Source organism: Paraburkholderia sp. BCC1885 (assembly GCF_900996235.1).
In the GTDB taxonomy this organism is placed as follows: Bacteria; Pseudomonadota; Gammaproteobacteria; order Burkholderiales; family Burkholderiaceae; genus Paraburkholderia.
In genome coordinates this window covers 18,885-44,466 of the sequence record NZ_CAAJGM010000274.1, presented here as the reverse complement: position 1 = coordinate 44,466, position 25,582 = coordinate 18,885, and the positions used below count along the sequence as shown (strand labels likewise).

The following is a 25,582-nucleotide window of genomic DNA, read 5'->3' as shown; positions in this document are numbered from 1 at the left end:
ACGGATGACGCAACAAGCGATCCAGATCTCCGATGACCGACACCACGCTCCTGAGTTCCAGCTATTCACACTACGCGGCGCGCGCGCTGGCGGCCCGTCCCGAACTTGCCGGACGCATCGCTGCGCTGGCGGCGGCGCCGCTCACGCGCGAGCGCATCGAAGCCCGCTTCGACGAGTTATGCGTGGCGCACGCCGCTTCCGGCAGCGTTGCGTTGACCGAGGACGGCCTCAAGCGGGCGTTGCGCCAGTTGCGCACCGAGGTGTTTTGCGCCGTGATGGAGCGCGATCTGGCCGGCCAGGCGGACGTCGCCGAAGTGACCGGCGCGATGACCGATCTGGCCGAAACCACCATCCAGCGGGCCCTGGCGGTGCTGTCCGCGGACCTCGAAGCGCTCTACGGCGAGCCGCGCGGACCGGAGGGCGAACGGCTCACGCTGGGTGTGGTCGGCATGGGCAAGCTCGGTGGGCGCGAGCTGAATGTGTCCTCGGACATTGATCTGATCTTTATCTACGAAGAAGACGGCGAGACTGCCGGCGGCCAGCGTGCGCCGATCCCGACGCAGGACTTTTTCTCCCGGCTCGGCAAGCGGCTGATCGCGGCGCTCGCCGAAACGACCGCGGACGGCTACGTGTTTCGCGTCGACATGCGGCTGCGCCCGAACGGCGATTCGGGGCCGCTCGTGTGTAGTCTTGGCATGCTCGAGGAATATTTTTACGTGCAGGGCCGCGAGTGGGAGCGCTACGCCTGGATCAAGGGCCGGCTCGTCTCCGAAGACGCGAGCGACGCCGCGCGCCGGCTCGCGAAGCAGCTCGACGCGATTGTCCGGCCTTTTATCTACCGGCGTTATCTGGACTTCGGCGTGATCGCCGCGATCCGTTCGCTGCATCTGCAGATTCGCCAGGAAGCCCAGCGCCGCGCCTCGATGAGGCCCGACAAGGCCGACGACATCAAGCTCGGCCGGGGTGGCATCCGCGAAATCGAATTTAGCGCGCAGGTGTTCCAGTTGATCCGCGGCGGCCAGGATGCGGGTTTCCGCGTGCGGCCGACGCTCGCCGTGCTGCGCCACGCCGCCACTCACGGCCTGATTACGCCTGCTGTCTGCGTGAAGCTCTCGCAGGCTTACCGTTTCTTGCGTGAGCTCGAACACCGTCTGCAATACCGTGACGACGCGCAAACCCACGCCATGCCGGTCGACGAGGAAGCGCGCGCGGCGCTCGCGCAGACCATGGGCTTCGACGATTACGCGGCGCTGATGGCGAAGCTCGACGCGCACCGCGAACTGGTCGAGCAGCAGTTCGATCAAATTTTCGCCGACAAGATAGGCGGGCGCGACGGCTGCGGCGCCCCGGAAGACGGCGCGGCGGCGTGGGTGTGGAGCAGCGCGCTCGCCGACGACAGCGCGGACGAAGCACTGCAGGCGCGGCTTGTCGAACTCGGCGTTGCCGAACCGGGCGAACTGCTCGCCCGGCTGCGCGCCCTGTGGCAGTCGTCGCGCTACGCGGGGCTGGCCGAGCGCAGCCGGCAGCGCTTCGACATCGTGGCGCAACGCGCGCTCGAAGCCGCCCGCACGCTGGAGCCGCCTGAGCGGCGCGGCGATACGGTGGCGCGCTTTTTCGATTTGCTCGAAGCCGTGAGCCGGCGCGGCGCCTATCTGGCCTTGCTGACGGAATATCCACAGGCGCTGCATCGCGTGCTGTCGGTGCTGGGCGCCTCGCATTGGGCGGCTGGCTATCTGATCCGTCATCCTCAATTACTGGACGAACTGCTGGACGACGAGGCGATTGCCAGCCCGTTCGACTGGCCCGAGTTCAAGCGCACGCTGCGCTTGCGGCTCGCGGCGGCTGACGGCGTCGAACAGCAGATGGATCTGCTGCGCCACGCCCACCAGGCCGAAGTGTTCCGCATTCTGCTCATCGATCTGGCCGGCAAGCTGAGTGTCGAACACGTGAGCGACCGCCTCTCGGAACTCGCCGACGCCGTGCTCGACGTGACGCTCGAAGCCGTCTGGAACCATCTGGCCCGGCGTCACCGCGAGGTGCCGCGCTTCGCGGTGATCGCCTACGGCAAACTGGGCGGCAAGGAGCTGGGTTACGCCTCGGACCTCGATCTGATCTTCCTCTACGACGATCCGGACGAAAACGCGGCGGAGATCTACGCCATGTACACGCGTCGTCTGATCACCTGTCTGACCATGGCGACGGGCGCGGGCATCCTGTTCGACGTCGACCTGCGGTTGCGGCCGAATGGCGAGTCCGGCCTGCTGGTGACGGATCTGGACGCGTTCAGGCGTTATCAGTTGCGCGAGGGCGACGCCGCCAATACCGCCTGGGTATGGGAGCACCAGGCGCTGTCACGCGCACGCTATTGCGCGGGCGATGCCGAGATCGGCGCGAAGTTCGAGGCAATCCGCGAACAGGTGCTGACGACCCCGCGCGAGGCGGGGCCGCTCGCGCGCGAGATCGTGGAGATGCGCGCGCGCGTGGAAGCCGGACATCCGAACCGCACCCAGCTATTCGATCTGAAGCACGACCGCGGCGGGATGGTGGATATCGAATTCACCGTTCAATACTGGGTGCTGTTGCACGCCGCGCGCGACCCGGAACTGATCCGCAATACCGGCAATATCGCCTTGCTGCGCGAGGTGTCGCGCTTCGGCATGATGAGCGAGGAGGAGGCCGAGACGGTGGGCGCGGCATATCGCACGTACCGCAAGCTGCAGCACAAGCTGAGGCTCGACGGGATGGAAAAGGCCCGCGTCGAGCCGGCCGCGGTCGAGGTGGAGCGGCAGGCGGTGCTGGCGTTGTGGCAGCGCGTGTTCGGGTGAGGATGCGGCGGCCTTTATGCCGCCAGCATTTCCTTGGCGTGCTTGCGCGTGGTGGCGGTGATTTCCAGGCCGCCCAGCATGCGCGCCACTTCCTCGATGCGGCTCGTTTTATCCAGCGCGATGACGCTGCTGACCGTGCCGCCCTTGCCGTTCCCTGCTTTGGCCACCTGGAAGTGGTGGTCGCCACGCGCGGCGACCTGCGGCAGGTGGGTCACGCACAGCACCTGGCGCGCGCGGCCGAGTTGATGCAGCAGGCGTCCGACGACTTCGGCGACGCCGCCGCCGATGCCGGTGTCCACTTCGTCGAAAATCAGGGTGGGCGTGGGACTGGCGGCACTGGCGATGACCGCGAGCGCGAGGCTGATGCGCGCCAGTTCGCCGCCCGAAGCGACCTTGGCCAGCGGCCGCAGCGGCACGCCGGCGTGGCCCGCCACCCGGAACTCGACCTGTTCCAGTCCGTGCGCGCCGCCTTCCGGCAGCGCCACCAGCGCGACTTCAAAACTGCCGCCTTTCATCGACAATTCCTGCATGCCCGTGGTGACCGCCGCGCCGAGCGCCCTGGCGGCTTTGGCGCGCGCCTTCGATAGCTGTTTGGCCTCGGCGAGATAGGCTTCCTTCGCTTTGGCCTCGGCGGCATGCAGGGCTTCCAGATCGGCGGCGGCATCGAGCGCGGCCAGTTGGGCGCGGCGGGCGGCATGTTCCTCAGGCAGCGTTTCCGGCTTCAGGCGGAACTTGCGTGCGGCCGAATGAAGTGCGTCGACCCGTTTTTCGATCTGCGCGAGGCGCTCGGGATCGAGTTCCAGGCGCTGCGCATAATGGCTCAGCGAATACGCCGCTTCCTGCAACTGGATCTCGGCAGGTTCGAGCGCGGCGAGCGCGTCGTTCAAGGCCGGATCGATCTCGGCCAGATCGCGCAGCCGGGAGACGATCGATGCCAGATGCGTGATCATCGCCTCGTCCGATTCGGACAGTGCGGCGAGCGCGCCCTGCACGCCTTCGATCAGATTCGCCGAATGCGACAGGCGGTTGTGCTCGGCGTTCACCTCTTCCCACTCGCCTGGTTGGGGCGCGAGCTTGTCGAGTTCGGCCAGCTGCCATGCGAGGCGTTCGCGCTCCAGCTGCAGTTCGCGGTCGCGGGTGCGGGCGTGCTCGACGGCCTGCGCCTTGTCGCGCCAGCCGCGCCAGGCGCGGGCCACCGCGGCGGCCTTGTCGAGCAGCCCGGCATGGGTATCGAACAGTTCGCGCTGGGCATCCGGGCGCATCAGCAACTGGTGGGCGTGCTGGCCGTGAATGTCGACCAGCATTTCGCCCACTTCGCGCAGTTGCGCGAGCGTCGCGGCGGTACCGTTGATGAAGGCCCGCGAGCGGCCGTTGGCGTCGACGACGCGCCGCAGCATGACGGTGCCGCCGTGGGTGTCGTCGTCCGCGGTGCTTCTGGTCGAGCCGAGCGCCTGCCCGTCGAGCCAATACTCCACTTGCGTGTGGGTTTCGAATTCGGCGGTGATGTCGGCGCGCGCCTCGCCGCTTCTCACGATGCTCGCGTCGGCACGGGCGCCTAGCGCCAGCGCCAGTGCGTCGATCAGGATCGACTTGCCGGCGCCTGTTTCACCTGAGAAAACCGTAAAGCCGCTGTCGAATTCGAGATCGAGCGCGGCGACGATGACGAAGTCGCGTATCGAGAGGTGGCGAAGCATGGAGGTCGTCTGGTGGGCGTGGGTTACCGGCTGGGGCGATCCGCTCAGGGCTTGATGTCGTCTTCGTGCGACGGGTATTCGTTCCAGTGAAGTTTCTTGCGCAGCGTCGCGTAGTAGCTATAGCCGACCGGATGCAGCAACGGCACGGTGTGGCGCGAGCGGCGCACTTCGATGGTGTCGTTGTGTTCGAGGGCGGTGAACGACTGCATGTCGAAATTGACGTTCACGTCCCGGCCCGCGACGATCTGGATGCTCACCTTCGACTCGTCCGGCAGCACGATCGGCCGGTTCGACAGCGCGTGCGGCGCGATCGGCACCAGCACGATGCCGCCCAACTGCGGATGCAGGATCGGCCCCGCGGATGACAGCGCATACGCCGTCGAGCCGGTCGGGGTGGCGACGATCAGACCGTCCGAGCGCTGGTTGTACATGAAACGGCCGTCCACCGAGACGTGCAGTTCCGCCATGCCGGAGAAGCCGCTGCGGTTCACCACCACGTCGTTGAACGCGAGAGCGTGATAGATCGGGCTGCCGCCGCGCATGATGCGGGCCTCCAGCAGCGTGCGGTCCTCGCGCTCGAAGTCGCCACCGAGCATTCTCGGGACGATTTCCTGCATGTCCGAAATCGGGATGTCGGTAATAAAGCCGACCCGCCCATGGTTGATGCCGATCAGCGGCGTGCGGTACGGCGCGAGCTGGCGGCCGATGCCGAGCATCGTGCCGTCGCCGCCGAGCACCACGGCGACGTCGGCGCGCGCGCCGATCTCCGCGGGGCGCAAGGCCGGGTAAGCCGTGACGCCGATCTCCGCGGCGGTGTCGGCTTCGAACACCACGTCGAAGCCGCGTTTCGCGATGCACGTGGCGAGCGCCGTCAGCGGCTCGCCGATGCCTGGCGTGTTGTTGCGCCCGACTAGCGCGACGGTCTTGAACTGGCTGGTAGCTTGCATGCCGGCATTACACCATAGGTAGGGACTGAAAAGAACCGCCCGCGCCCACGTGGACGCCCGGCGCAGGCCGCAGGCGCCGCGCGCGGCGGAGGATTCTCGTTAGAATGCTCAGGTCCTGACGACGGGGATGCGTGAGGCGAGCCCGGCGCCACGACGAACCCACGGGCGCGGATTGCCGCGAGAAGTTGTCTTGCTGGGCGGGCCCGCCAACGCGGGTTGGGCTTGCGCCAGATTTCCCGCCCATCCAGGCTGATATTGTTAGCGCTCGCGGTTGTCGCATCATTAAGCTAAAATTTTCCGTCATGCTAGATCCCCGCGCACAAACCCTCCTCAAAACGCTGATCGAGCGCTATATCGCCGAAGGTCAGCCGGTCGGCTCGCGCACGTTGTCCCGCTATTCCGGCCTGGAACTGAGCCCGGCGACTATCCGCAACGTGATGTCCGATCTGGAGGAGCTGGGGCTCGTCATCAGCCCGCACACCTCGGCGGGTCGCATTCCTACCCCGCGTGGCTATCGCCTTTTCGTCGACACGATGCTCACCGTCGAGTCCGCCGCCGACGAGGAAGCCGTCACCCGCACCGTCAAGACCACTCTGCAGGCAGGCGAGCCGCAAAAAATCGTCGCGGCCGCCGCGAGCGTGCTCTCCAGCCTGTCGCAATTCGCCGGCGTGGTGCTGACGCCGCGGCGCAGCCACGTGTTCAAGCAGATCGAGTTCATGCGCCTGTCCGACAAGCGCATCCTGCTGATCATCGTCACGCCCGAAGGCGACGTGCAGAACCGCATCATGGCGACCCAGCGCGACTTCTCGCCGTCGCAACTGGTGGAGGCATCCAATTACATCAACGCGCATTTTGCCGGCCTGTCGTTCGACGAGGTGCGCCGGCGTCTGCGCGAAGAGATCGACGAACTGCGTGGCGACATGACCACGCTGATGCACGCCGCCGTCACCGCCAGCACCGACGAAACCGACGCCGGTGAGACCGTGTTGATCTCCGGCGAGCGAAATCTGCTCGAAGTGGCCGACCTGTCTTCCGACATGGCGCGGCTGCGCAAGCTGTTTGACGTATTCGACCAAAAGACCAGCCTCCTTCAGTTGCTCGACGTGTCGAGTCACGCCCAGGGCGTGCAGATTTTCATTGGCGGCGAGTCGAACCTCGTGCCGATCGAAGAAATGAGCGTGGTGACCGCGCCGTATGAAGTGAACGGCAAGATCGTCGGCACGCTCGGCGTGATCGGACCGACGCGGATGGCCTACAACCGCGTGATTCCGATTGTCGACATTACGGCGCGGCTGCTTTCGCTCACGCTTAGCCAGCAATAAGTCAGCATAGCCGCCGTCACAACGTGCTGTGGATCTCCGGCAGGAACCCGAAGCTCATGCCGGTAATCATGCCGGGCGGCGCGGCGCTTGCCAATTGGCCGAACGGCCAGGTATCGGTGGCGCGGGGCACGCCGCTATAATGGATTCCACCTGAAACGACTTTCCGCCGCCAGCGGTTCACCCTGTTGCCTATGCGTTTCGACCTCGAGCGGCCATCTCAGCCCGCCACAGCCCATCGTGTTGCGGTGCTGCTGATCAACCTGGGCACGCCCGACGCTCCAACGCCGAAGGCCGTGCGGCGCTACCTCGCGCAGTTTTTGTCGGACCCGCGGGTGGTCGAAATTCCCGCGCTTGCCTGGCAACTCATCTTGCGGCTTTTGATCCTGCCGTTTCGCGGGCGCTCCTCGGCGCGTAAGTACGCGGCGGTGTGGACGCCGGAAGGCTCGCCGTTGCGCGTGTTCACGGAGAAGCAGACGGAAGCGCTGCGGCATCTGCTACAGGCGAACAACTACACCGTGCTGGTCGATTTCGCCATGCGCTACGGCGTGCCGGGTATCCCGGACATGCTGAACCAGCTCAAGCTGGCGGGCGCCGAACGGGTGTTGCTGATGCCGATGTACCCGCAATATTCTTCGTCCACCACGGCGACGGCCTTCGACGCCGCGTTTGCCGCGCTCGGGCGCATGCGCAACCAGCCTGAAATTCGCACCGTCCGGCAATATGCCGACCATCCGGCCTATATCGCGGCGCTGGCCGCACAGGTGCACCAGTATTGGCACGCGCATGGCCGTCCTGACTTCGCGGCGGGCGACAAGCTGGTGCTGAGTTTCCATGGCGTTCCGAAACGCACGCTGGACCTCGGCGACCCGTATCACGAGCAATGTCAGCAAACCGGGGCGCTGCTGATGCAGGCGCTCGAACTGAGCCCGGTGGAATGCCGCATCACCTTTCAGTCGCGTTTCGGTAAGGCCGAATGGCTGCAGCCGTATACGGCGCCGACGCTGAAGGAACTGGGCGGCGCAGGCGTGCGCCGGGCCGATGTATTTTGTCCGGGTTTCACGGCCGATTGCCTTGAGACTATCGAGGAAATCGGCATGGAAGTGCGCGACGAGTTCGTCCACGCGGGCGGCAAGGAGTTTCACCGCATTCCGTGCCTGAACACCTCGCAGGCGTGGATTGCCGCGCTCGGCGAGATCGTCGCGCAGAACCTGCAGGGCTGGCCGGTGCAGACGGCGTCCCTGCAGGGCGTGGTCGAGGCGTGAAGAGGCAGGTGTGACAGCGGTTTCAATGGGCGCCGGGCGCCAGACTGAGCGATGAACTACAGGATTTCCTCCGAACCTGGTGCGCGTTTGCGCATCGACAAATGGCTATGGGCCGCACGCTTCTACAAGACGCGCTCGCTCGCGGCGGATGCTGTCGATAAGGGCCACGTGCGTATCGGCGGGGCGACGGTCAAACCGGCAAAGGACGTGCGCGTCGGGGACCTCGTTGAAATCGAGATCGAACGGGTCATCTGGCAGGTCGAGGTGTTAGGTATGTGCGACGTGCGCGGTCCGGCAAGTGTGGCGCAGACGCTTTATGCGGAGACGGAAGAGAGCAAGGTGAAGCGGCAGGTGGAACAGGAACGGCGCAAGACGTATCGCGAACCGGCCGCCGCTTTGCACGGACGTCCGACCAAGCGCGACCGGCGCACTATCGACAAACTTTCGCGTGAGGATTGAACAGTTGTTCCATGGTGGCGTGAACGCCGCCATATTCGGTCGTGCTGTCGTTGACGGCCCCGGACATGCAGATGGTCGTGGTTCCCGCGATGAGCACCAAGGCGACCACGGATATTGCGAAGGTCAGTTTCACGGTACTCCCCCGAAAGGATGCCGAACGAACGTTTAATGGGTTGATTGAAGTGGTATATAACCGGGTAGGGTAAACGTGCCTTCCCTGACGCTTATGAGCAGTTTAGGTCAGTCCTCGACCCCGCTCAATCTCATTCTGATGAAGTCAGAGTAATGGTTGTAACGAGGCATTTCTGCCGCACTGCTGCGGTGCAGAAACGTCGTTTTGACCGCTTGAAATCGTGCTTTAGGCCCCCAACTTATCGGACGAAGAGCGGTGGCTGCTGTGGTGTTTTTGCAACGCTCGAACGAGCGCCGTCAGTACACAATGCGGCCGCCCCTGGCATTAACTTTTTAACGACTTTCAGCGACATGGAAAACACGCAAGAGAACCCGACGAGCCAGAATCCCACGCCCGCCGAAGAAGCCGCGCGCCAGGCCGCCGAGGCCGCCGCCCATCCGGAAGTCAGCCCGGCTGAGGGTGCCGCCGAACCGGCAGGTGTCGAAGCCGCTTTGGCCGAGGCGCAGGCCAAGATTGCCGATCTGCAGGAGAGCTTCCTGCGTGCCAAGGCCGAGACCGAAAACGTGCGCCGCCGCGCGCAGGAAGACGTCGCCAAGGCTCACAAGTTTGCGATCGAAAGTTTTGCCGAGCACCTCTTGCCGGTGGTCGACAGTCTCGAAGCGGCCGTGGCGCACTCTTCCGACGACCTGCAGAAGGTCCGCGAAGGGGTGGAGCTGACGCTGCGTCAGTTGAACGGTGCGCTCGAGAAGGGCCGCGTCGTCGCCATCAATCCGCCGGCCGGCGAGAAGTTCGACCCGCATCGTCACCAGGCTATCTCCATGGTGCCGGCCGAGCAGGAACCGAACACGATCGTCTCCGTGCTGCAAAAGGGCTTTGTGATCGCCGACCGCGTATTGCGTCCGGCGCTGGTCACCGTCGCGCAGCCGAAGTAACCGGCCGGTTCGCTCAGAGCTGTCCAGGTGAACACCTCGCTATCATGGCCAACCTTCCCGTCGACGCCACGGCCTTTGCCGTGTTCGAGATGCAGGAGTTGAGCGCGGAGTCGTTCGACGCCGCGCTCGAAGCCGCTGGCGACGAACTGGCCGTGGTGTTCTTCTGGGGGCTGGACTGCTTCAACTGTGAAATAGCGAAGAAGGCGATGCTGGCGCAACCCGAGGCGATTCGTGCACTCGGGCTCAGATGGTTTCACAGCAATGTCTACGAGCACCGCGATCTGGGCCGCCGCTTCATGTTGCACGGCGTGCCGACGTGGTTCTTCTTTCACCGTGGCAAGCGGCTTGGCCGGGCAACCGGCTGGCACGGCCTCGGGCAGTTCGAAGCAGCGGTGGCGGCCGCACGGGAGAAGGTTCGGGCGAAGGCCGCGAACAGCGCCCCGGACGGCGGGTCGATTGAAGGCAATTGCGGCAATCCCCAAGGCGTCGGCGATTGAAAAAAATTAAAGACCGCATTGTGTTCAAGGTCTTGAAAACGATGCGGACGCACTTATGTTGAGTGCAGGTTTGAATTGAAGGCGGGTTGCCTTGCCGCCAGATGGGCTCAAGGCACCCTACCGCAGCGATCAAAGTCAGGAGATTAGTAAAATGGGCAAAATCATCGGCATCGACCTCGGCACGACCAACTCGTGCGTGGCGATCATGGAAGGCAATTCGGTCAAGGTGATCGAGAACTCGGAAGGTGCGCGCACCACGCCGTCGATCATCGCTTACATGGAAGACGGCGAGATTCTCGTCGGCGCGCCTGCGAAGCGTCAGTCGGTCACCAACCCGAAGAACACGCTGTACGCGGTCAAGCGCCTGATCGGCCGCCGCTTCGAAGAAAAGGAAGTGCAGAAAGACATCGCGCTGATGCCGTACAAGATCATCAAGGCCGACAACGGCGATGCATGGATCGAAGTGCGCGACCAGAAGCTGGCGCCGCCGCAGATCTCGGCGGAAACGCTGCGCAAGATGAAGAAGACCGCTGAAGACTACCTCGGCGAGCCGGTCACGGAAGCAGTGATCACGGTTCCCGCGTACTTCAACGACAGCCAGCGTCAGGCGACCAAAGACGCCGGCCGCATCGCCGGTCTGGAAGTCAAGCGCATCATCAACGAACCGACCGCTGCCGCGCTCGCGTTCGGCCTCGACAAGGCGGAAAAGGGCGACCGCAAGATCGCCGTGTATGACCTGGGTGGCGGCACGTTCGACGTGTCGATCATCGAAATCGCCGACGTTGACGGCGAAATGCAGTTCGAAGTGCTCTCGACGAACGGCGATACGTTCCTCGGCGGTGAAGATTTCGACCAGCGCATCATCGACTACATCATCGGCGAGTTCAAGAAAGAACAAGGCGTCGATCTGTCGAAGGACGTGCTCGCGCTGCAGCGCCTGAAGGAATCGGCTGAAAAAGCCAAGATCGAACTGTCGTCGAGCCAGCAGACCGAAATCAACCTGCCGTACATCACTGCAGACGCGTCGGGTCCGAAGCACTTGAACCTGAAAATTACGCGTGCGAAGCTCGAAGCGCTGGTGGAAGAACTGATCGAACGCACCATCGAACCGTGCCGCATGGCCATCAAGGACGCGGGCGTGAAGGTTGGCGAGATCGACGACGTGATTCTGGTCGGCGGTATGACGCGTATGCCGAAGGTGCAGGACAAGGTTAAGGAATTCTTCGGCAAGGAACCGCGCCGTGACGTGAACCCGGACGAAGCCGTGGCCGTGGGCGCCGCGATCCAGGGCCAGGTTTTGTCGGGCGACCGTAAGGACGTTCTGCTGCTCGACGTGACCCCGCTGTCGCTCGGCATCGAAACGCTCGGCGGCGTGATGACGAAGATGATCAACAAGAACACCACGATCCCGACCAAGCACGCACAGGTCTACTCGACGGCGGACGACAACCAGGGCGCCGTGACGATCAAGGTGTTCCAGGGCGAGCGCGAAATGGCAGCCGGCAACAAGCTGCTGGGCGAATTCAACCTCGAAGGCATTCCGCCGGCGCCGCGCGGCGTGCCGCAGATCGAAGTGAGCTTCGACATCGACGCGAACGGCATTCTGCACGTCGGTGCGAAGGACAAGGCCACGGGCAAGGAAAACCGCATCACCATCAAGGCGAATTCGGGTCTGTCGGAAGCCGAAATCGAAAAGATGGTGAAGGACGCCGAAGCGAACGCTGAGGAAGATCACAAGCTGCGCGAACTTGCCGATGCCCGCAACCAGGGCGATGCGCTGGTCCACAGCACGAAGAAGGCGCTCACCGAGTACGGCGACAAGCTGGAAGCGGCTGAGAAGGAAAAGATCGAAGCCGCGCTGAAGGACCTCGAAGAAACGCTGAAGAGCGGTTCGAGCGACAAGGCGGCGATCGAAGCCAAGATCGAAGTCGTGGCCACGGCCTCGCAGAAGCTCGGCGAAAAGATGTACGCCGACATGCAGGCCGAGCAAGGTGCCGCAGGCGCAGCGGCAGGTGCTGCCGGTGCAGCGCCGGGTGGTGCCTCGGCCGGTGGCGCGAGCCAGCCGGAAGACGACGTGGTCGACGCCGAGTTCAAGGAAGTGAAGAAGGACTAAAGCCAGGTCGCCAATTGACCGTAAAGCCGCACACAGCAATGTGTGCGGCTCGGCTGCAAAACGGTTTGCGCCCGGCTTCGGGCGCATGAACCTGTAAAGCGGTTATCGCGCCTGGTGAGCCTTTTTGGGCTCTCCGGGCACATTTGTTTTATGGAGGGCGTTGCTTAAGCCGCTTAATCGGCGGGCGAGCAGCGGCCGGACGAGTCGCAAGACTCCAGCATTCAAGAGGAGCCGCCGCGCCTTGCTGCGCGGAGGGCGTTGAACCGATATGGCGAAACGGGATTACTACGAGGTTCTGGGCGTCGCGAAGAACGCGAGCGACGACGAAATCAAGAAGGCTTATCGCAAGCTGGCGATGAAGCATCACCCTGACCGCAATCCGGGCAACAAGGATGCGGAAGAGCATTTCAAAGAGGTGAAGGAAGCCTATGAAATGCTATCGGACTCGCAGAAACGTGGCGCATACGACCAGTATGGCCACGCAGGTGTCGACCCCAACATGGGCGGTGCCGGCGCGCAGGGCTTCGGTGGCTTCGCCGATGCATTCGGCGATATTTTTGGCGACATCTTCGGCCAGGCGGCCGGCGGCGCTGCACGCGGCGGTGGCGGCCGTGCCGGTCCGCAGGTTTATCGCGGCGCCGATCTGCGCTACAGCATGGAAATCACGCTGGAACAGGCCGCGCACGGTTACGACACGCAGATTCGCGTGCCGAGCTGGGTTTCGTGCGAAATCTGTCACGGTTCGGGCGCGAAGCCCGGCACCAAGCCTGAAACCTGCCCAACCTGTAACGGCGCGGGTTCGGTGCGCATGTCGCAGGGCTTTTTCAGCATCCAGCAGACCTGTCCGAAGTGCCACGGCACCGGCAGCCATATTCCCGACCCATGCCTGCATTGCCACGGCGCTGGCAAGGTGAAGGAAACCAAGACGCTGGAAGTGAAGATTCCGGCGGGTATCGACGACGGTATGCGCATTCGCTCGGCCGGCAACGGCGAGCCGGGCATCAATGGCGGTCCGTCAGGCGACCTGTACGTCGAGATTCACATCAAGCAGCACTCGGTGTTCGAGCGAGACGGCGACGACCTGCATTGCCAGATGCCGATTCCGTTCACTACCGCCGCCCTCGGCGGCGAGATCGAAGTGCCGACGCTGGCGGGCCGCGCGAGCTTCACCGTACCCGAAGGCACCCAGTCGGGCAAGACGTTCCGTCTGCGCGGCAAGGGCATCAAGGGGCTGCGTTCGAGCATTGCCGGCGATCTGTACGTGCATGTGCAGGTCGAGACGCCAGTCAAACTCACCGAACCGCAGCGCGAGTTGCTGCAGCAGTTCGAGAAGTCGCTGGTCGAGGGCGGTGCGCGCCATAGCCCGCAGAGCAAGAGCTGGTTCGATCGTGTGAAGAGCTTCTTCGATTAATGGCAGTTTGAAGCTGGCGGTAGGCAAGATGGTGGATGATCGCGGCGCCGTGTTCGCATTGCTCGACGATTGCGACGCGAGCACGGCGCGGCGCTCGAGCCGTCTGTACACGCGGTTTGCGCACGAACACGTGTGTGCCGACGCGGCTCAGCTCGATGCCGTGTGCGAGGCGGTGGCGGCCGATCTGCGCCGCGGTCTGCAGGCGGTGGTGCTGGGCGATTATGAGTTCGGCCATCGGCTTGTGCTGGAACGCGGGGCTGAAGCGTCGGCGCGTGGCGCGGCCATTCACGGCGCGACCTCTACGCCTTCCGGCCAGCCGTCTTCCCAGTTGGATAAAACGCAGCCTGGCGATGCCACGCTGCGTTTTTTATTGTTCGAGCAATGCACGAAGCTCTCGCGTGACGAAGCCGACGCCTGGCTTGCGCAACGCGACGGCGGCGCGGCGCAGCCGTCTGTGGCCGGGACGGCTGGCGTGCGAGCCAGCGTCGATCCGGCGCAGTTCGAAGCGGCGATCAGCGCAATTCACGACGCGCTGCGAGCCGGCGATTCGTATCAGGTCAACTACACGTACCGGCTCGGCTTCGATGTCTTCGGCGCGCCGGTTGCGCTGTATCGGCGTCTACGGGCGCGCCAGCCGGTGCCGTATGGCGCGCTGATCGCGTTGCCGGGCGGTCGGTGGGTGCTGTCGTGCTCGCCGGAACTGTTTGTCGAGAAGGTGGGGACGACGCTGCGTGCGCGTCCGATGAAAGGCACCGCGGCGCGGGTGCCGAACGACCCAGTTGCCGATCGCCATGCCGCCGAGTTTCTTCGCAACGACCCCAAAAACCGCGCCGAAAACGTGATGATCGTCGATCTGCTGCGCAACGATCTGTCGCGGGTCGCCGAGACCGGCTCGGTCAAGGTGCCGGCGTTGTTCGCGGTTGAGCCCTACGCGTCCGTCTGGCAGATGACGTCGACCGTCGAGGCACGATTGCGCGCGCGGACGTCATTCGTCGACGTGCTGCGTGCGTTGTTCCCATGCGGATCGATCACCGGTGCGCCGAAGCATCGCACGATGCAGTTGATCGAGACGCTCGAAAGCACGCCGCGCGGTCTTTATACGGGGACGATCGGCTGGCTGGATGCCGAAGGGAACGATAGCGCCCACGACGCCTGCGGTGATTTCTGCCTGTCCGTCGCGATTCGCACGCTGACGCTCGACGCGCCTTCGCACGGCGCGAACGGGCGTCGCGGCAGCATGGGAGTCGGCGCGGGGATCGTGCTGGACAGCGTCGCGGCTGACGAATATGCGGAGTGTCAATTGAAAGCCCGTTTCCTGACCGACGCCGATCCCGGTTTCGAACTGTTCGAGACCATGTATGCCACGCGCGAGGCGGGCGTCCGGTATCTCGCCCGTCATCTCCAACGGCTCGCAGCGAGCGCGGCGTGGCTCGGCTTCAGGTTCGACGAAGAGGACCTGCGCGCGCGTATCGCGGCACAGTGCGATTCGTTGGCAGCAGAGACGCCGCACCGGATACGGCTCGCTCTCGGCAAAAGCGGCGCGGTGCAGATTGCCGCCGCGCCGCTGTCACCGCTACCACTTCTACCCAATGGCGAAGTGGGCGTGCTGCTGGCGCCGGATCACGGTTTCGCCGCGACCGAGGCAAGCGACGCGCTGTTGCATCACAAGACCACCCGCCGCGCCGACTACGACCGCGGCTGGCGCAGCGCGGAGGCGCTCGGCGCTTTCGATACGCTGTTTTTCAACGAGCGCGGCGAGTTGACCGAAGGCGGCCGCTCGAATGTGTTCGTCAAGCTCGGCGGGCGCTGGTGGACGCCGCCGTTGTCGTCGGGCGTGTTGCCGGGCGTCATGCGAGGCGTGCTGCTGGAAGACGCCGGGTTGGACGCCGCAGAGCGTGTGCTGACGCGGGACGACGTGTTGAATGCGCAGGCACTTTTGGTTTGCAATGCCTTGCGGGGCGCATTGCCGGCACGCGTGGTCGGATAAATCAAACCGGGCTTGCCGGTGTGGTCACGCGCTGCCGCGCGGGTCCGCTTGATCGTGCAGGGCAAAGCGGGAATAGCGGCGAGCTAACGAAAATTCAGCCACGCCCAACCCGCAGCAGGCGCGTCACCCACGCACTCAGACCGTTCAGGCGTGCGCAAAAAATGGATTCCTGCCACTCAGGCGCGGTGGCGGCGTGATCGCGGATTTCCGCGACGTTGATCAGGCAAAACGGGCTCATGGACGTCTCTCTTCGGTTCGCGGCGGGGCCGCGGCAATGGATCGAAGAAGATAGACGCCAGGCCGTCGCGGGGGAATCGGACGGGTCCCAAAGCGGAACACAAGCGCCGGGCGGCGCGAAAGATGGCTCGGCGGGACGGACGCGCCCGAAAGCACGCCCGTCGAATACAGGTGCTTTCAGATCGCCGCCAGCTTATCTGAGCCACCCACCCGGCCGACAATCACGCCACCAACCCGGCAAAACTAAAGACCGATCAATCTCAAAATAAAAAGGTATGTTCCGGCGCCGGGAACGAGCCTTCCTTCACCGCTTTCACGTATGCTTCGACCGCCGCAAAAATGCTCGGCTGGCCCTGCGTGAAGTCCTTCACGAAGCGCGGCCGCTTGCCTGGGAACACGCCCAGCATGTCGTGCAGCACCAGCACCTGGCCCGAACATTCCACGCCCGCGCCGATGCCGATAGTCGGAATCCGTAGCTGCTTTGTGACTTCGGTGGCGACTGGAGCAGGCACCGCTTCCATCACGATCAGTTGCGCCCCCGCGTCCTGCACGGCCAGCGAATCGCGCAGCAACTGGGCGGCCCCGGCTTCCGTCTTGCCCTGCACCTTGAAGCCGCCAAAGGCATGCACCGACTGCGGCGTCAGGCCCACGTGCGCGCAAACCGGCACGGCCCGTTCGACGAGGAACCGCACCGTATCGGCCAGCCACTCGCCGCCTTCCAGCTTGATCATCTGGGCGCCCGCGCGCATCAATTCCACGGAACTGGCGAAGGCGGCTTCCGGCGTGCCATAGGTGCCGAACGGCAGATCCGCGACGATCAGTGCCGTCGGCCGGGCCCGCGCCACGCAGGCGGTGTGATAGGCGATCTCGGCGAGCGTGACCGGCAGCGTCGTGGTCTGGCCTTGCACCACATTGCCGAGCGAATCGCCGATCAGCATCACGTCGACGCCGGCACGGTCCAGCAGCGCCGCGAAGCTCGCGTCGTAGCAGGTGAGCATGGCGATTTTTTCGCCCGCGTCGCGCATTGCCTGCAGTTTCGGAACGGTAATGGCGTTCCGGCTCGTTTCCTGCAAATAGGTCATGGGGTGTTCCGTTGCAAAAAGAAAGGGCGTTGTCGCTCAGAGCGACGTGCCTTTGACAAAGAATTCCTTGCGCCCGCGCATCGTTTCGATGCGTTCGACGAGCAGTGCAAGGTCCGCGTCCGAGTCGAGCGGGTTCAGATGTTCGGCATTGACCGTCAGCACGGGCGTGCGGTCGTAGTGATAGAAGAATTCGTTGTATGCGTCGCACAGGGCGTGCAGATACGCGTCGGAGATTTGCAATTCCATCGGGATGGCGCGCTTCTGGATGCGCGCGAACAGCACTTCCGGGCTGGCCTGCAGATAGACGACGAAATCCGGGGCCGGCGCGGCGCCGGGGCTGCCGGCGGCGATGCCGCGCAAGGTTTGCACGTCGACCCGTGCCGAAAGCGCGCGGTATAGCTGCCATTCGTCTTCGGGCAGCGTCAGCCGCGCGAAGATTTCGTTTTTATCCGTCATGAAATCGGCGATCAGCGGCGTGCCGACGGCGTGTATCGCGGCCACTTCCTGCGCCTGTTGCGCACGTTGCAGCGCGAAATGCAGTTGCGCCGCCAGCGCGTAACGCGCGGTATCTCGATAGAAACGTTCGAGAAACGGATTGTCTTGCGGCCGCTCGAACAAGGTATGCATGGACCATCGTTCGGCGAGGCGCCGCGCCAGCGATGTCTTGCCGACACCAATCGGCCCCTCGATCGCAATGTAGCCAAACGGCGGCCGCAACTGCGGCGCCGTGACCGTCAGCGGAATGATGCTCATGAGCAACGGCCTTTGGTGGTCTGGGCGCTTTCGTTGCTGCCGCCGCCCAGCGCATTGAGCACCGGACACTGGCAGGGCGACTTCATCTTTTCGATGCGTTGCTCCGCGACGGCGGCGAGAAACGCGTCGGCGCGGCCACGTTGGGGAATGATCAAATCAGGATCGAGTTCGACGAGCGGCACCAGCACGAAAGCGCGCTCGGTGAGGCGCGGATGCGGCACGCTCAGGTCGGATTCGTCAATCACCTGATCGCCGTACAGCAGGATGTCGAGATCGAGCGTGCGCGGTGCATTGCGAAACGGCCGCTCGCGGCCGAAGTGCAGTTCGATCTTGTGACACAGCGCGAGAAGATGCCGCACCGTCAGCGTCGTTTCGAGCTTCACGACACAGTTGAGGTAATCGTCACCGCCGGCGTCGATCGGGGCGGTGCGATACAGGCTCGACCTGGCGAGCACGGTGATGGTGTGCTGTTGTGCCAGGCACACCACTGTGTCTTTCAGGGTCTGGCGCGCGTCCCCGAGATTCGCGCCGAGGCCGAGATAAGCAACCGTCATGGCATAACTTCCTGCGACTATCGTTCGGCGGCCAGCAGCCTGGCCGCGTCAGTCTTCGTGCGAGCCGCCCTGGCTCACGTCGTCTGCTGCGCGGTCGACTGGCGTGCCGCCCTCCATTCCGTCACCCGGTTTGCGGTTCCTGGCGCCACTGCTGCGCCTCCGTCGTTTCTTGGGGCTTCGGTCCTTCCCGCCTTGCGTGAGCAACGTCTCGCGCGCGACGGCGTCTCCTTCGATGAACTCCGTCCACCACGTACCCACCGACTCGTCGAGTTCACCGGATTCGCAGCGCAACAGGAGGAAATCATACCCCGCTCTAAATCTTTGGTGTTCCATCAGCTTCAGCGCGCTGCGGCCCGAGCGTTTTTCAAGGCGCAACTGCAAGCCCCAGATCTCGCGCATGTCCGAGGAAAAGCGCTTGTGAATGGCGAGCTTCTCGGTCTGCATGTCGAGCACTTCGTCCATCGCGCGGTGCAGCGCGGGCACCGGATATTCGCCGTTTGCCTCGAACGCCTGCCAGCGTTGCTGCACGTCGTGCCACAGCAGCGTGGCGAACAGGAAGCCCGGCGAAACCGGTTTGCCGGCGCGAACGCGGTTGTCCGTGTTGGTGAGGGCGAGCGTGATGAATTTCTCGCCGTGCGGCTGTTCGAGCACCACGTCGAGCAGCGGCAGCAGGCCGTGATGCAGCCCTTCCTGACGCAGCCGCTTCAGACAGGCGAGCGCGTGGCCCGACATCATCAGCTTGAGCATTTCGTCGAACAGACGCGCGGCCGGCACATTGTTGATCAGGTCAGCCATTTCCGTGATCGGCGCACGAGTGGTGTCTTCGATCTCGAAGCCGAGCTTGGCGGCAAAGCGCACCACGCGCAGCATGCGCACCGGATCTTCGCGGTAGCGTGTGGCCGGATCGCCAATCATGCGCAACAGGCGGGCGCGCATGTCGGCCATGCCGTTGTGATAGTCCAGCACGGTTTGCGTGGCCGGATCGTAGTACATCGCGTTGATCGTGAAGTCGCGGCGGGTGGCGTCTTCGTGCTGCTCGCCCCAGACGTTGTCGCGCAGCACGCGGCCGCTGGCGTCGACGGCGTGAGTGCGGCGGTCCAGTTCATCGCGCTTGAGGCGCCGCGGCGGCGCGGCGTCGGCCGCGGGCGGATCGACGAGGGCGCGAAACGTCGAGGTTTCGATGATTTCCTGGCCGAACTGCACGTGCACGATCTGAAAGCGCCGGCCGATGATGCGTGCGCGGCGGAACAGCTTCTGCACCTGTTCGGGGGTGGCGTCGGTGGCGACGTCGAAATCTTTCGGGGCAATGCCGAGCAGCAGATCGCGCACCGCGCCACCGACGATAAATGCCCGGTGGCCCGCCTGCTGCAGCCCTTCGGTGACGCGAATCGCGTTGCGCGAAATCAGCGCCGGGTTGATGCCGTGCACGTCGGCCGGAATGATTACCGGCACGTCGGGATCGCGGGTAGCCTTGCCGGTGTCGCGCGCGGTTTTGCGGCGTGGTGACGGTTTGGCGGCAGCGGCGTCGCCCTGAGCGGCGCGCGCCGGAGCGCGGGCTGGTTGGTCTGCTTCGGAGGGTGCGGTGTCGTCAGCGGGTGCCGGATCCTGTCCGAACAGTTTGCGGATAAATTTTTTGATCACGTGGGTTGAAAGAGTTCGAGGATGCGCCAGCCGTTTGCCTGCGCGTGAGCGCGGAGCGTGTCGTCCGGATTGGTCGCGATCGGGTCAGTGACCTTTTGGAGCAGCGGGATGTCGTTGTGCGAATCGCTGTAGAAATAGCTGCGCTCGAAGTCCGACCATGTCTTGCCGAGCGAAGCGAGCCACGCCTCGGTACGGACAATCTTGCCTTCCTTGTAGCTGGGCGTGCCGGTGGGACGGCCGGTGTAGTCCGAGTGCGGCTGGCCGTCCACGGTTTCAGCTTCGCAGGCGATCAGCTTCTCGACACCGAATACGGCGGCGATCGGGCCGGTGATGAATTCGTTGGTGGCGGTGACCATGCAGCACAGGTCGCCGGCCTCGCGGTGCTGGCGGACCAGTTCGAGCGCGGCCGGCACGATGGCAGGCTTGATCACCTCGTGCATGTACATCTGGTGATACTCGGCGAGCTGTGCGCGCGAATATTTCGCGAGCGGCGTCAGCATGGCGACGAGATAGGCGTGAATGTCCAGCTTGCCGGCCTTGTAGTCGGCAAAGAAGCGATCGTTTTCACGCGCGAAGTTTTCGGCGTCGACCATGCCGTGTTTCACCATGAAGCGGCCCCATTCGTGGTCGCTGTCGGTGGGGATGAGGGTGTGGTCGAGGTCGAAGAGTGCGAGATTAGCCATGGAGGCCCATTTTACTTGAAGCGGGTGAAACGGTTGCCGTTCTCAATTCTTCGCTGCCGGCGGGGGAAGCCAGCATCGTGCGCAACAGCGGCAAAGTGACCGCGCGTTTCTGTTCGAGCGAGAAGCGGTCGAGCGCGTCCAGCAACGCCATCAGGCTTGGCATGTCGCGCCGGAAGTGGGTCAGCAGGTAGGCCGGCACGTCGTCGGCGAGGGCGATGCCGCGCTCGCGGGCGGCGTGCTTGAGCACCGTGGCCTTGTCTTCGTCGGGCAGCGGCGCGAGGTGAAACACGAGGCCCCAGCCGAGCCGCGTGCGCAGATCTTCGCGCACCGCGAGCCCAATCGGCGCGGCATTGCCGGCGGCCACCAGCGCGCAGGTGGGATGTGCGCGCACTTCGTTGAACAGGTTGAAGGCGGCGATCTGCTGCGCGCCGGACAGGCCGTCGCAGTCGTCGATTGCGTACAGCGCGACGTGCGGGTCGAAGGCGAAGGCGGCGAGACTGCTCTGCGGGCTCACGAAACGGGCATGTCCGGCCTGCGCCTCGTGGATCAGCGCCTGCAGCAGATGGGTGCGGCCGCTGCCGCTCTCGCCCCAGACGTAAAAGGTGCGATCGGCCACCGGACCGGCGGCGAGCGCGCTTTCCAGCTCGCGCAGCCGCGTGACCAGCTCGGCGTTGGCGCCGGCGAAGAAATTGTCGAATGTCGATGGCGGCGGGGTGCCGAGATCGAGCGTCAGTTGACGAAGCACAGTAATGGAGGCCGGAAATGGATGCGGCGAGGAGCCAGTGCACTCATGGTGAATTACTTGTAAAGCGCGCTCGACAGATAGCCCTGGCGCAGTTCGCGCAGGGCTACCGAGAGGATCGCGCTGACGGGAAGCGCGAGCAGCACGCCGAAAAAGCCGAACAGTTGACCGAACGCGAGCAGGGCGAAGATCACCGCGAGCGGGTGCATGCCGATCCGCTCGCCGACGAGGCGCGGCGTCAAAAAGAAGCTCTCGAGTATCTGCCCGACCCCGTAAATCACGGCGACCGCGCCGAAGCCGTACCAGTCGCCGAACTGCAGCAGCGCGGCGAGCAGCGCCAGCGCGAGGCCGGTGGCGTATCCGATGTACGGAATGAACACCGCCACGCCGGTGAAAATGCCCACCGGCAGCGCGATCTCGAAGCCGGCGATGGTCAGCGCAATGGCGTAAAACACGGCCAGCACGGCCATTACGAGCAACTGGCCGCGCAGGTATTGCGACAGCATCCGGTCCATGTCGCGCGCGAGCTGCACGGTCTTGTCGAGCCAGCGGCGCGGCACGAAGCCTTGCAGGCGCGCCAGCATGCGGTTCCAGTCGTAGAGCAGATAGAACAGCACGAGCGGCACCATCACCACATTGCCGATCACGGTAATCATGACGTTGCCGCTGGTGCGGATCGAGGTCCACGCATAGAGCGCGATGGTTTGCGCGCTGCCTTCCAGTTTGCTGGTGATGAGATCGCGGATGCTGGCGAAATCGAGCGAATCGCCGAGGTTCAGCAGGGCGAGCTTGGGCTGCAGCCAGGCGCTGACGTGCGCGAACAATACGGGCACCTGTTGCTTGAGTTGCGGCCCTTCCTTCTGGATCACCACCAGCACGAGCAGGATCATGATCGTCAGGGCGGCGGTGAACAGCAGCATCATCAGCAGGGCGGCGAGGCCGCGCGGCACGCGCCGGCGCACCAGCCACGCGACGCCGGGTTGCAGGATGTAGGCGAGGATGGCGCCGAGCAGAAACGGCGTGAGCACCGGACTGAGCAGCCACAGCAGGATGCCGAGGGCCAGCGCGATGGCGACCCAGATAAAGGCCTGGCGCTGATACGGGGTAAGAATCGACGAGTTTTGCTGCAAAATGCGTGTCCCAGATGATTGGCGCGGGTGAAGGTCCAGCCAGAGGGCCGGTAAGCCGGTGTGGGACCCGAGTAGACGCCGAAGCGCCAACTCGGGTCGGCAACTCTGTATGGGACCAGAGTAAGCGCTGAAGCGCCAACTCTGGTCGGCATCGGGTAAAATCGCATTTTACCGACCTTCGAGCTCTTCCCCATGAATCAACCGAAATCCGCCCAGCATTCAACCGATTCGGCCCAAGGTCTGTCGTATCGCGACGCCGGTGTGGACATCGATGCAGGCGACGCCCTTGTAGACGCAATCAAGCCCTTTGCCAAAAAGACGATGCGTGACGGCGTGCTGGGCGGCATCGGCGGATTTGGCGCGCTCTTCGAAGTGCCGAAGAAATACCGCGAACCGGTGCTCGTGTCGGGCACGGACGGCGTCGGCACCAAGCTGAAACTGGCGTTTCATCTGAACAAGCACGACACGGTGGGCCAGGATCTGGTGGCGATGAGCGTCAACGACATCCTGGTGCAAGGCGCCGAACCGCTGTTCTTTCTCGATTATTTTGCTTGCGGCAAGCTCGACGTCGGCACGGCATCGACGGTTGTTAAGGGCATTGCGCAGGGTTGTGAACTGGCGGGTTGCGCGCTGATCGGCGGCGAAACGGCGGAAATGCCGGGCATGTATCCGGACGGCGAGTACGACCTGGCCGGTTTCGCGGTGGGCGCGGTCGAAAAGAGCAAGATCATCGACGGCAGCACGATTACTCCGGGCGATGTGGTGCTGGGTTTGGCATCGAGCGGCATCCATTCGAACGGGTTTTCGCTGGTGCGTAAGATTATCGAACGGGCGCAGCCGGATCTGAACGCGGACTTCGACGGCCGTTCGCTGGCCGATGCATTGATGGCGCCTACGCATATTTATGTGAAGCCGCTGCTTTCGCTGATGGAACAGATCGCGGTGAAGGGCATGGCGCATATCACCGGCGGCGGGCTGGTTGAAAACATTCCGCGGGTTTTGCGCGCTGGCTTGACGGCTGAACTGGATCACCGCGCGTGGCCGCTGCCGCCGTTGTTCTCGTGGTTGCAGAAGCATGGCGGCGTGGCTGACGCTGAAATGCACCGCGTGTTCAATTGCGGGATTGGGATGGCTGTGGTTGTGGCTGCTGCTGACGCTGATAAGGCCATTGGGCTTTTGGCTGCCGCCGGGGAGCAGGTTTGGAAGATTGGGGTTGTGCGGGAGTCTTCTTCTGAGGGTGAGGCGCAGACTGTTGTGGTTTGAGGGTTTTTTTGCCTTTCGGCGGGTTGGTGGTTGTTCTTTGTTTTTGTTGGCCTTTCCTTGCTTTGTTAGTGGTTTGCTTGCGATGCCCCTGTGCGGGGCGGCACTTACTTTCTTTGCCGCCGCAAAGAAAGTAAGCAAAGAAAGCGGGCTTCAAACCGCTAGCCAGTAGTGAGCCATCCCGGTCTGCAACCGGGAACGGCCCAACACGAGATGTGCCCTCGCACCGCCGCCTCCTAATGACACAGGGCTCATCCGTTCCAGCGTCGCGCTGCGCGCTCCGCCGTTGGGTATGCAGTTTCGGCAGTTTCGGCGGATTCAGTAGGATACCTAATGTATCTGCAGGGTATTCATCGCGGCTGGAGGAGGGCGCCGTATGTCGCTGCGTTTTCTACTCCGCGTCCGAAACAAGCAGCCCGACGCTATCTGCCTCGCTCTCCCGCACGGCCTTCCCCTGTAGACCCCTCCGCGACGCACGTGGTGCGGAGTGGGATGGATGAGCGCTTTGTCACGGGCGGGAGAAACGCGAGGGATGGTCTCGTTTCGGACCACTCCGGGATCGGGCAAGAGGTGGACACCTAAGAGCTAGCGGTTTGAAGCCCGCTTTCTTTGCTTACTTTCTTTGCGGCGGCAAAGAAAGTAAGTGCCGCCCCGCACAGGGGCAACGCAGGCAAACCAATAAGACAGCAAGGAAAGGCCAAAAAAAACAGAAAAAACCCCCAAAAACCCAAAGCGCCGCAGGCAAAAAACCCCACCGAAAGAACAAAAAAATCACCGACCAATAACATCCTCAACAGCCCGAACGGCCCGCCCCACCGCATCCCCCCCGCAACAATCCACGACAACCCTCTCAGGCATGCTGCGCAGCCAGGTAAGCTGCCTCTTGCAAAGCTGCCGCGTGGCAAAAACCCCCTTATCCCGCATGGTTGCGAAGTCGACCGCTCCATCGAGATACTCCCAGACCTGCCGATATCCCACGCACCGCATCGACGCCAATCCAGGATGCAAGTCACCACGCGCCCGCAAGCGTTCCACCTCTTCGATCAATCCGCTCGCCAGCATCGCGTCGAACCGCGCCGCGATCCGTGCATGCAACACACTGCGATCCGAAGGCTCCAGCGCCACCGGCACAAAGCGCCACGCTGCCGCCGCTTCGTCAGTCCGTGCAGGTGCCGCCAACAAAGATGACATCGGCTGGCCCGTCAACATGAACACCTCCAGCGCCCGCTGAATCCGCTGCGAGTCGTTGGGCGCGAGCCGTGCCGCCGTGGGTGGGTCGACCAAAGCAAGCCGGGCATGCAAGGCTGGCCAGCCGTCGCGCGCGGCATCGGCATCGAGTGTCGCGCGGACCTCGGGGTCGGCCGACGGCAGGTCGTTCAGGCCCTGCGTCAGCGCCTTGTAGTACAGCATCGTCCCGCCGACCAGCAGCGGCACACGCCCGCGCGCGGAAATTTCGGCAGCCAGTCGCAACGTGTCGGTGCGAAATTCGGCCGCCGAATAGGCATCGGCAGGGTCGACGATATCGATCAGATGATGTGGCGCCTGCGCCCGTTCTTCCGCGCTCGGCTTGGCCGTGCCGATGTCCATCTGGCGATACACCAGCGCGGAGTCCACGCTGATGATTTCGATTGGCCGGCGCGCCGCCAGCGCGAGCGCCGCCGCGGTCTTGCCCGAAGCAGTGGGGCCCAGCAGACAGGCGATGGGCGTGACGGTGCTTTGCGTCATGACGTGCTCACCCGCGACGCCGATGGCCGTCTGACGCTGGTGACATCGTGGATGACTTCAGCGGCCACCGTCGTGCCAGGACATTGCGATAGCCAGGTCCGGACAGCGCCTCGACGCCAACCGCGCTTAACTGAACCGCGCTCAACGGAACCGCGCCGGGTCCGCTGGCCGCACCGACAACGAGAAACAGCGA

Annotated in this window: 21 protein-coding genes; 10 read left to right on the top strand and 11 right to left on the bottom strand. The window is 64.0% G+C overall.

Annotated features, from left to right (window positions below; translation table 11 throughout):
• Positions 1-32 precede the first annotated feature (32 nt).
• The gene (gene glnE, locus FQ755_RS34990; RefSeq protein ID WP_144162407.1) at positions 33-2,825 is read left to right on the top strand and encodes a bifunctional [glutamate--ammonia ligase]-adenylyl-L-tyrosine phosphorylase/[glutamate--ammonia-ligase] adenylyltransferase; all 2,793 of its coding nucleotides are present in this window, start codon (positions 33-35) and stop codon (positions 2,823-2,825) included.
• A gap of 14 nt (positions 2,826-2,839) precedes the next feature.
• Here glnE and recN read toward each other — a convergent pair whose 3' ends face one another.
• Both recN and FQ755_RS34980 read right to left on the bottom strand, forming a co-directional pair.
• Positions 2,840-4,519 carry a DNA repair protein RecN gene (gene recN, locus FQ755_RS34985; protein ID WP_144162404.1) on the bottom strand — a complete coding sequence of 560 codons (1,680 nt, stop codon included), beginning with the start codon at positions 4,517-4,519 and terminating at the stop codon, positions 2,840-2,842.
• 44 nt (positions 4,520-4,563) lie between these two features.
• The gene (locus FQ755_RS34980) at positions 4,564-5,466 is read right to left on the bottom strand and encodes an NAD kinase (RefSeq protein ID WP_144162401.1); all 903 of its coding nucleotides are present in this window, start codon (positions 5,464-5,466) and stop codon (positions 4,564-4,566) included.
• 302 nt (positions 5,467-5,768) lie between these two features.
• Here FQ755_RS34980 and hrcA point away from each other — a divergent pair, with 302 nt between their 5' ends.
• From hrcA to pabB, 8 genes are all read left to right on the top strand, one after another.
• Entirely contained in the window at positions 5,769-6,788 is a 1,020-nt protein-coding gene (gene hrcA, locus FQ755_RS34975) for a heat-inducible transcriptional repressor HrcA (protein WP_144162398.1), read from the top strand.
• Positions 6,789-6,979: 191 nt separating this feature from the next.
• Positions 6,980-8,050 carry a ferrochelatase gene (hemH, locus tag FQ755_RS34970; RefSeq protein WP_144162395.1) on the top strand — a complete coding sequence of 357 codons (1,071 nt, stop codon included), beginning with the start codon at positions 6,980-6,982 and terminating at the stop codon, positions 8,048-8,050.
• Between the two features lie 51 nt (positions 8,051-8,101).
• Complete coding sequence (locus FQ755_RS34965; protein WP_144162392.1) at positions 8,102-8,509, top strand: RNA-binding S4 domain-containing protein; 408 nt, start codon at positions 8,102-8,104, stop codon at positions 8,507-8,509.
• Between the two features lie 483 nt (positions 8,510-8,992).
• The gene (grpE, locus tag FQ755_RS34960; RefSeq protein WP_144162389.1) at positions 8,993-9,574 is read left to right on the top strand and encodes a nucleotide exchange factor GrpE; all 582 of its coding nucleotides are present in this window, start codon (positions 8,993-8,995) and stop codon (positions 9,572-9,574) included.
• A 44-nt stretch (positions 9,575-9,618) separates the two neighbouring features.
• Positions 9,619-10,071, top strand: a complete 453-nt coding sequence (locus tag FQ755_RS34955; protein ID WP_144162386.1) for a thioredoxin family protein — start codon at positions 9,619-9,621, stop codon at positions 10,069-10,071.
• 91 nt (positions 10,072-10,162) lie between these two features.
• Positions 10,163-12,184 carry a molecular chaperone DnaK gene (gene dnaK / locus FQ755_RS34950; RefSeq protein ID WP_260859022.1) on the top strand — a complete coding sequence of 674 codons (2,022 nt, stop codon included), beginning with the start codon at positions 10,163-10,165 and terminating at the stop codon, positions 12,182-12,184.
• Positions 12,185-12,452: 268 nt separating this feature from the next.
• On the top strand, positions 12,453-13,595 hold the full coding sequence (gene dnaJ / locus FQ755_RS34945) for a molecular chaperone DnaJ (protein WP_144162381.1): 1,143 nt from the start codon (positions 12,453-12,455) through the stop codon (positions 13,593-13,595).
• A gap of 28 nt (positions 13,596-13,623) precedes the next feature.
• On the top strand, positions 13,624-15,582 hold the full coding sequence (gene pabB / locus FQ755_RS34940) for an aminodeoxychorismate synthase component I (RefSeq protein WP_144162378.1): 1,959 nt from the start codon (positions 13,624-13,626) through the stop codon (positions 15,580-15,582).
• A 94-nt stretch (positions 15,583-15,676) separates the two neighbouring features.
• Here pabB and FQ755_RS37730 read toward each other — a convergent pair whose 3' ends face one another.
• From FQ755_RS37730 to FQ755_RS34905, 8 genes are all read right to left on the bottom strand, one after another.
• On the bottom strand, positions 15,677-15,820 hold the full coding sequence (locus FQ755_RS37730; protein ID WP_186308748.1) for a hypothetical protein: 144 nt from the start codon (positions 15,818-15,820) through the stop codon (positions 15,677-15,679).
• A 259-nt stretch (positions 15,821-16,079) separates the two neighbouring features.
• On the bottom strand, positions 16,080-16,901 hold the full coding sequence (panB, locus tag FQ755_RS34935) for a 3-methyl-2-oxobutanoate hydroxymethyltransferase (RefSeq protein WP_144162373.1): 822 nt from the start codon (positions 16,899-16,901) through the stop codon (positions 16,080-16,082).
• A 36-nt stretch (positions 16,902-16,937) separates the two neighbouring features.
• A complete protein-coding gene (locus FQ755_RS34930) occupies positions 16,938-17,654 on the bottom strand; it encodes a deoxynucleoside kinase (RefSeq protein WP_144162370.1) in 717 nt (238 codons plus the stop codon).
• Positions 17,651-18,208 (bottom strand): 2-amino-4-hydroxy-6-hydroxymethyldihydropteridine diphosphokinase, encoded by a 558-nt coding sequence (gene folK, locus FQ755_RS34925; RefSeq protein ID WP_144162367.1) that lies wholly within the window; start codon positions 18,206-18,208, stop codon positions 17,651-17,653. Before folK ends, FQ755_RS34930 begins: the two co-directional genes overlap by 4 nt.
• A gap of 48 nt (positions 18,209-18,256) precedes the next feature.
• Complete coding sequence (gene pcnB, locus FQ755_RS34920; protein ID WP_144162364.1) at positions 18,257-19,849, bottom strand: polynucleotide adenylyltransferase PcnB; 1,593 nt, start codon at positions 19,847-19,849, stop codon at positions 18,257-18,259.
• The gene (locus FQ755_RS34915; protein ID WP_144162361.1) at positions 19,846-20,532 is read right to left on the bottom strand and encodes an HAD family hydrolase; all 687 of its coding nucleotides are present in this window, start codon (positions 20,530-20,532) and stop codon (positions 19,846-19,848) included. Before FQ755_RS34915 ends, pcnB begins: the two co-directional genes overlap by 4 nt.
• Positions 20,525-21,283, bottom strand: a complete 759-nt coding sequence (gene hda / locus FQ755_RS34910) for a DnaA regulatory inactivator Hda (RefSeq protein ID WP_313957492.1) — start codon at positions 21,281-21,283, stop codon at positions 20,525-20,527. Before hda ends, FQ755_RS34915 begins: the two co-directional genes overlap by 8 nt.
• A 47-nt stretch (positions 21,284-21,330) precedes the next feature.
• Positions 21,331-22,404, bottom strand: a complete 1,074-nt coding sequence (locus tag FQ755_RS34905) for an AI-2E family transporter (protein WP_144162355.1) — start codon at positions 22,402-22,404, stop codon at positions 21,331-21,333.
• A gap of 192 nt (positions 22,405-22,596) precedes the next feature.
• On the opposite strand from FQ755_RS34905, the gene purM reads away from it, so the two are divergent.
• Positions 22,597-23,667, top strand: a complete 1,071-nt coding sequence (gene purM, locus FQ755_RS34900) for a phosphoribosylformylglycinamidine cyclo-ligase (protein WP_144162352.1) — start codon at positions 22,597-22,599, stop codon at positions 23,665-23,667.
• 768 nt (positions 23,668-24,435) lie between these two features.
• On the opposite strand, the gene miaA is transcribed toward purM, so the two are convergent.
• Positions 24,436-25,389 (bottom strand): tRNA (adenosine(37)-N6)-dimethylallyltransferase MiaA, encoded by a 954-nt coding sequence (gene miaA, locus FQ755_RS34890; RefSeq protein ID WP_144162346.1) that lies wholly within the window; start codon positions 25,387-25,389, stop codon positions 24,436-24,438.
• Positions 25,390-25,582: the final 193 nt, after the last annotated feature.